This window comes from Ectobacillus sp., assembly GCF_056992975.1.
This window is the reverse complement of record NZ_JBXKMX010000218.1, coordinates 1-7628: the sequence shown is the minus strand read 5'-3', so window position 1 is coordinate 7628 and position 7628 is coordinate 1. Positions and strand designations below refer to the sequence as shown.

The 7628-nt window shown below is 36.2% G+C and carries 6 protein-coding genes and 2 tRNA genes; all 8 read left to right on the top strand.

The window, feature by feature from the left end:
• The first annotated feature begins 74 nt into the window (after positions 1-74).
• A tRNA-Ser gene (locus AC11ZT_RS10130) sits at positions 75-165 on the top strand.
• A 1-nt stretch (position 166) separates the two neighbouring features.
• Positions 167-238 (top strand) — tRNA-Glu (locus tag AC11ZT_RS10125).
• 289 nt (positions 239-527) lie between these two features.
• A complete protein-coding gene (locus AC11ZT_RS10120; RefSeq protein WP_484059476.1) occupies positions 528-1469 on the top strand; it encodes an L-lactate dehydrogenase in 942 nt (313 codons plus the stop codon).
• Between the two features lie 475 nt (positions 1470-1944).
• Positions 1945-3876 carry a 1,4-alpha-glucan branching enzyme gene (glgB, locus tag AC11ZT_RS10115; RefSeq protein WP_484059475.1) on the top strand — a complete coding sequence of 644 codons (1932 nt, stop codon included), beginning with the start codon at positions 1945-1947 and terminating at the stop codon, positions 3874-3876.
• On the top strand, positions 3824-4954 hold the full coding sequence (locus AC11ZT_RS10110) for a glucose-1-phosphate adenylyltransferase (protein WP_484059474.1): 1131 nt from the start codon (positions 3824-3826) through the stop codon (positions 4952-4954). Before glgB ends, AC11ZT_RS10110 begins: the two co-directional genes overlap by 53 nt.
• A 29-nt stretch (positions 4955-4983) precedes the next feature.
• Positions 4984-6003: a glucose-1-phosphate adenylyltransferase family protein gene (locus AC11ZT_RS10105; RefSeq protein WP_484059473.1), complete on the top strand. Its 1020-nt coding sequence runs from the start codon at positions 4984-4986 to the stop codon at positions 6001-6003.
• Entirely contained in the window at positions 6000-7439 is a 1440-nt protein-coding gene (gene glgA / locus AC11ZT_RS10100; protein ID WP_484059472.1) for a glycogen synthase GlgA, read from the top strand. Before AC11ZT_RS10105 ends, glgA begins: the two co-directional genes overlap by 4 nt.
• Before the next feature lies 1 nt (position 7440).
• A partial coding sequence (locus tag AC11ZT_RS10095; RefSeq protein ID WP_484059471.1) for a hypothetical protein occupies positions 7441-7628 on the top strand: 188 nt, incomplete at its 3' end.

Genomic DNA, 7628 nt, shown 5'->3' with positions numbered 1-7628 from the left:
CAATAGCTCAGCGGTAGAGCAATCGGCTGTTAACCGATAGGTCGTAGGTTCGAATCCTACTTGCGGAGCCATATAGAGAAGTACCCAAGTGGCTCAAGGGGCTCCCCTGCTAAGGGAGTAGATCGGGTAACCGGTGCGAGGGTTCGAATCCCTTCTTCTCTGCCACGGCCCGTTGGTCAAGCGGTTAAGACACCGCCCTTTCACGGCGGTATCACGGGTTCGATTCCCGTACGGGTCATATTAAGAGTCAGCATATGCTGACTCTTTTTTATTGTGTTTTTTTTAATTGCATCTATCCTCAATTTATGCCGCTATTTAAGTGTAGTAATATCCGGATCCTATCTCATCCTTCAGAAAAAAACTGACTATCTCCACAATATATATGTGAATCAATTCACAAAACCATCACAAAAAAAGAATAGATAAAAAAATATTTATGCTAAAATGAAATTGTTCAGAGAAAATTACACAGAATATAGAATGAATGGATTTATAAAGAAAACATAGAGAATAAAGGAGAGTCTAACATGAAACAAAAAATTAATCGTGTTGTTTTAGTCGGAACTGGTGCTGTTGGTTGTAGCTATGCGTATTCAATGCTTAACCAAGGTGTAGCAGAAGAGCTTGTACTCGTAGATGTTAATGAAGCAAAGGCTGAAGGCGAAGCGATGGATTTAAACCATGGTATTCCTTTCGCTCCAACTCCAACAAAAATCTGGAAGGGTAGCTACGCAGACTGTAAAGATGCAGATTTAGTTGTCATTACTGCAGGACTTCCACAAAAACCAGGTGAAACACGTTTAGATTTGGTGGAAAAGAATACTAAAATCTTTAAGCAAATCGTTCGTGGAATTATGGATAATGGTTTTGATGGAATCTTTTTAATTGCGACAAATCCAGTTGATATTTTAACATATGTAACATGGAAAGAATCTGGTCTGCCTAAGGAACGTGTAATTGGTTCTGGTACTACGCTTGATACAGCTCGTTTCCGTTATATGCTAAGCGATTATTTTGATGTGGATGCTCGTAATGTTCATGCCTACATTATCGGTGAACATGGAGATACAGAACTTCCAGTATGGAGCCATGCATCTGTTGGGGTTCAAAAATTAGAAAAAATATTGAAGACGGAACAATATAGCCAAGAAGATTTAGATGCTATTTTTGTAAATGTTCGTGATGCTGCCTACGACATCATTAATCGTAAAGGTGCAACATTCTATGGAATAGGCATGGCTCTCATGAGAGTTACAAAGGCGATTTTAAATAATGAAAACTGTATCTTAACAGTATCTGCCCACTTAAACGGAGAATATGGACAAAGTGACATATATGTTGGTGTCCCAGCTATTATTAACCGTAGCGGTGTGCGTGAAGTAGTTGAACTTGAAATGAATGCAGATGAACGTGAAAAATTCAATCATTCCGTAAAAGTGTTAAAAGAAACAATGAGTCCTGTATTATAATACTAACTGAGAAAATATAGTTTTGTTAAAAGCTTCTCAAAATCTTTCTTTTTGAGAAGCTTTTTTGTTACAATTTTTTGTATTTACAATTAATTTTCCCTTTTCTTACATCCTCTTTACACATCTGATTTACTATTGATGTATATAACTGATGATTTTATTTAGTTTAATCGACATGAGGTGGGGAGAGTAACATACTTTTATAATATAGTTCTTTTTTTATGGACAGAAATCTGTATTATAAAACGTTTTCACTATATCTGCAGGATGTATATATGTCCTCTTAGCATGAGGATGATGGATACACTGTAAAATATTAAAAGACATTAAATAAATTAATTGGCGATTTTTTGAACATTTGCACATTTTTATAATTTATATTACATGTTTTCCCTTTTCGCCAAAGGAATATGAAAGCCTTTTGTAGAATAATAAAATAGTATTTGAAATCTTATGTACTTGAGAGGTGAAAGCTGTGGTCTTGACTCATCCTACAGATTATGACATACATCTGTTCCACGAGGGAAATCTTTACAAGAGTTATAATATGCTTGGTGCACATCTCTCTTCGGAAAATGGAATAGAAGGAACGGTGTTTTCTGTGTGGGCGCCCCACGCAACTACTGTTAGCGTGGTAGGGAATTTTAATAATTGGGTTGGAAAAGAACATCAAATGATTAAGGTCACCGAGGAAGGAATATGGTCATTGTTTATTCCTCAATTAAGGGAAAACGAGCTATATAAGTATGAGATACAAACGTCATTTGGCAAAACAATTCTAAAATCAGATCCTTATGCGTTTTATTCAGAATTGCGCCCCCATACCGCCTCTATTGTTTATGATATCGGGAAGTTTGAGTGGAATGATGAGAAATGGTTCCGTAATAAAAAACGAAAGTCAATTTATGAAGAGCCGTTTGCAGTATATGAGATACATTTTGGAACTTGGAAGAATAAAGAGGATGGGTCACTCTACTCTTATCGAGAAATGGCAGACCTATTAATTCCGTATGTATTGGAGCATCATTTCACACATATTGAAATTATGCCCTTAGTCGAACATCCATATGATCGCTCTTGGGGTTATCAAGGTACAGGATATTACTCTCCTACAAGTAGATATGGTACACCAGAGGATTTGATGTACTTTATTGATCAATGCCATCAACATGGACTAGGAGTTTTATTAGATTGGGTACCTGGACATTATTGCAAGGATGCGCATGGTCTTTACATGTTCGATGGGGAACCCACTTATGAATATTATGATTTCGACGTTCAGGAAAATCCGATTTGGGGAACTGCAAATTTCGATTTGGGAAAGCCTGAAGTTCAATCTTTTCTCATCTCAAATGCTTTATTTTGGTTTGAAAACTATCATATAGATGGATTTCGCGTTGATGCTGTAGCAAATATGCTATATTGGAATGCCAATGGACAGTTCAGTCGAAATGAAAATGCAGTGTTATTCTTACAAAAGCTAAATGAAGCCGTTTATGCAGAACACCCCTATGCATTAATGATAGCGGAAGATTCAACCGATTGGCCGCTTGTTACAGCTCCTACCTACGACGGAGGACTTGGATTTAATTATAAATGGAATATGGGATGGATGAATGACATCTTAAAATACATGGAATGTGAGCCTCAATATCGAAAGCATCTTCATGATAAAGTTACATTTTCACAGCTATATGCATACTCCGAAAATTTTATTTTGCCGCTATCTCATGATGAAGTTGTACACGGAAAAAAATCCCTTCTAAATAAGATGCCGGGTGATTATTGGAGAAAGTTTGCACAACTGCGTCTTTTATATGGATATTTTATTGCACATCCTGGAAAGAAGCTCCTCTTTATGGGTGGGGAATTTGGACAGTTTGATGAGTGGAAGGATCTTGAAGATTTAGATTGGAACCTGCAGGAGTTTGAATTGCATCGACTGATGCAAGTGTATTTTAAAGAGTTAATGAGTATTTATAAACGCTCAAAGCCTTTGTATGAATTGGATCATAAGCAAGATGGATTCAGATGGATTGATGCAGATAATCGTGATCAAAGTATCTTTTCATTTATTCGGTATGGTGCAAAGGAAAATGAGTTGTTGGTAATTATTTGTAATTTCACGGAATATGTATATGAAAATTACAAAGTTGGTGTACCATTGAATGCATCATACAATGAAATCTTGAATAGCGATGATATTCAATATGGTGGTTCTGGTCAAATCAATAAAAAAAGATTAAAACCAGTTATGCAGGAATTTCACAGTCAACCAGCATATGTTGAAATGACAATACCGCCTTTTGGTGTTTCTATTTTACGACCAGTGAAGACAAGGAAGGGGAAGAGCGATGGCAATGAAAAAGAAGTGCGTAGCAATGTTACTAGCAGGGGGAAAAGGTAGTCGTTTAAGTTCGTTAACAAAGAATTTAGCAAAGCCCGCCGTCCCATTCGGTGGAAAGTATCGTATTATTGATTTTACATTAAGTAATTGCGCCAATTCTGGTATTGAAACAGTTGGGGTTTTAACACAATATCAACCGCTCGTTTTGCACTCCTACATTGGAATCGGAAGTGCTTGGGATTTAGACAGAAATGATGGAGGGGTTACTGTACTCCCTCCATATTCAGAATCTTCAGGCGTAAAGTGGTATAAAGGAACCGCGAGTGCGATATTCCAAAATTTAAATTATTTAAAGCAATATGATCCTGAATATGTTCTCATTTTGTCAGGTGATCATATATACAAAATGGATTATGATAAAATGCTTGATTATCATATGGAAAAAGATGCAGATGTTTCAATTTCTGTTATTACGGTCCCGTGGGATGAAGCCAGTCGCTTCGGCATTATGAATACAAACGAAAATATGGATATTATAGAGTTTGATGAAAAACCTCAATTTCCAAAAAGCAATTTAGCTTCTATGGGAATCTATATTTTTAAATGGTCTGTATTAAAGGAATTTTTAGAAATGGATGCACGTAATCCTGAATCTTCCAATGATTTTGGTAAGGATGTTATTCCATTGTTATTAGAAGAAAACAAGAAGGTTGTAGCGTATCCGTTCGAAGGGTATTGGAAGGATGTAGGTACAGTTAAAAGTCTCTGGGAAGCCAATATGGATTTGCTTAGTGAGGAATCTACATTGAATATGTATGATCGTAATTGGCGTATTTATTCTGTAAATCCGAATCAACCTCCGCAATATATTGCTCCGTCAGCAATTATTCAAGAATCCCTTTTAAATGAAGGTTGTGTGGTCGAAGGGGAAGTTAAGCATTCTGTATTATTTCAAGGTGTGTTAGTCGGAGAAGGATCTGTTATTACAGATTCCGTTATTATGCCAGATGCAGTAATAGGAAAGAATGTTACTATTGATCGGGCTATTGTAGCACCAGGTATGGTGATTGAAGATAACGCTATTATTCGTCCGTTAAAAAATGTAGAGGATGTAATACTAGTAGCTGAAGCTGAATAACATTTGAGAAGGAATGAGGAGGAGGATTTATGCTAGGAATAATAAATGCAACCAATGAATTTGATTCTTTAAGTAAACTTACGAAACATCGCTCATTAGCGGCACTCCCTTATGGAGGACGTTATCGGTTAATCGACTTCATGTTATCCAATATGGTGAATTCCGGAATACACAGTGTAGCCATTTTTACTGGACATGAGAATCGCTCGATTATGGACCATCTTGGCTCAGGAAAACAATGGGATTTAGACCGTAAACGAGATGGTTTATTTGTATTTACCCCAAATAGTAGATGTGGAAAAATTGAATTCGGATCGTTTTTCCACCTTTATCGTAATATAGATTATTTATTAAGAAGTAAGCAAGAATATGTGGTCATTACAGCTGCACATATTGTCACTTCTATTAATTTCAAACCAATTTTATTACGTCACATTGAAATGCAATCGGATATAACAGAGGTTCAGTACCGGAATCGTTCTTTACAAACGTATATTATAAAGAAGGAATTGTTACTTTCTTTAATTCAAGATTATAAAGATACAGATAATATGAGTATTATAGATATCGTACGGAATAATCCTACTTCTCTTCGCATTCATCCATATGAAGCACAAGAATATGTTGCAATCATTGATTCAATCGAAAGCTATTATGAAAATAGCATGGCTATATTAAATCCTACTGCATGGAAACAACTGTTTCATAGTGAAGCCCCTATTTATACAAAAGTAAAAGATGAACCTCCTACAAGATATGGCAAGGATGCAAAAGTAAGTAACAGTATGATTGCTAATGGTAGTATTATAGACGGGAAAGTGGAAAACAGCGTGTTGTTCCGTTCAGTTAAAATTGGAAAAGGATCTGTTGTTCGAAATAGCATTATTATGCAAAAGACTGTAATAGGAGAAAATTGCATTTTAGATGGAGTTATTTTAGACAAAGATGTAAAGATTGCGGATGGAACGGTTATCACGAAGGAAAACCAAGTTGAGTATCCATATGTTGTACAAAAAGGATTAGAACAAGGAGCGCTGATGAATTCGTGAAGATTTTATTTGCAGTATCCGAGTGTGTCCCATTTATTAAATCTGGTGGATTAGCAGATGTAGCGGGCGCACTTCCTAAGGAATTAAAAAAACTAGACAATGATATCCGAGTCATACTACCTAATTACAGTCTTATTCCTTGGCATATTAGACAAAACAGTGTTTTAAAAAAAGTCATATATGTCCAAATTGGTTGGAGAAAGCAATATTGCGGCATTTTAGAAACAGAGTACGATGGCATTACTTATTACTTACTCGATAATGAATACTACTTTAAACGTGATTCTTTATACGGTCATTACGATGACGCGGAACGATTTTCTTACTTTTCCAGAGCGGTGCTAAATTGCATTCCGCATCTGGATTTCGTTCCGGATGTATTGCACTGTCATGATTGGCATACAGCAATGATCCCTTTCTTGCTTCGAGAGCAATATAAACATCTACCCATGTATGAAAACATTAAAACAGTTTTTACAATTCATAATTTGCAGTTTCAAGGAATATTTCCTCGTAGTGTAATGGGAGAATTACTTGGCTTAGATGACAGATATTATTCAAATGATTATTTGGAATTTTATGGTGATATTAATTTTATGAAAGCTGGTATTGTGGCATCTGATGTAATTACGGCTGTAAGTCCAACATATAAAGAAGAAATTCAATACCCCTTCTTTGGAGAAAAGCTTGATGGTTTGCTTCGGGCGTATAACTACAAGCTTAAGGGTATTGTGAATGGGATAGATGATTCATTCTACAATCCTAAAACAGATGCATCTATTACATCACATTATGATGCGGATTCGTTAGAATCTAAGCAACTGAATAAAACGGCATTGCAACGTCAGTTTGGTTTGCCTGAAAAGGAAAATACACCAGTTATAGCGATGGTGACACGTCTTACGAAGCAAAAAGGAATTGATTTAGTCCGTCATGTATTTCATGAAATGATGCAAGAGGATATTCAATTTATAGTAGTTGGTTCCGGTGATCGTGAATATGAGGATTTCTTTAATTATATGGCTTATTTGTATCCAGAAAAGGTTAAGGTGTATATTGGATTCAATGAATCGCTTGCTCATCATGTTTATGCTGGGGCAGATATTTTTCTTATGCCTTCCCTGTTTGAACCATGTGGTCTTGGACAACTTATTGCGTTGCGTTACGGAGCTATTCCAGTTGTAAGAGAAACAGGTGGATTAAATGATACTGTCCAGTCCTTTGATGAAATAGAAGAAACGGGGAATGGATTTAGTTTCAAGAATTTTAATGCGCATGATATGTTATATACGGTTCGACGCGCCTTGTATTATTATCATCAACCGGACAAATGGACTAAGCTTGTAACAGGGGCGATGCGTCAAGATTATAGCTGGAAAGCATCAGCACAAAAGTATCTATCCCTATATGAAGAACTAGTTGACAGGAGTGAATAGCATGTTCTCAAGTAAAGAGAGCTTCAAAGCTGCATTTTTAGAAAAGTTGGAAACGACGTATGGGAAAAGCTTTAAAGACTCTACGACTCGTGATCAGTACAACACGCTAGGTCATATGGTGCGAGAATATATTAGTTCACGATGGATTGATACGAATGAAAAAATCCGAACAGATAACAATAAACAAAC

Coding starts and splice junctions, on each gene's coding strand:
- AC11ZT_RS10105 (WP_484059473.1), top strand. CDS start 4,984: ATGCTAGGAATAATAAATGCAACCAATGAATTTGATTCTTTAAGTAAA.
- AC11ZT_RS10110 (WP_484059474.1), top strand. CDS start 3,824: ATGGCAATGAAAAAGAAGTGCGTAGCAATGTTACTAGCAGGGGGAAAA.
- AC11ZT_RS10120 (WP_484059476.1), top strand. CDS start 528: ATGAAACAAAAAATTAATCGTGTTGTTTTAGTCGGAACTGGTGCTGTT.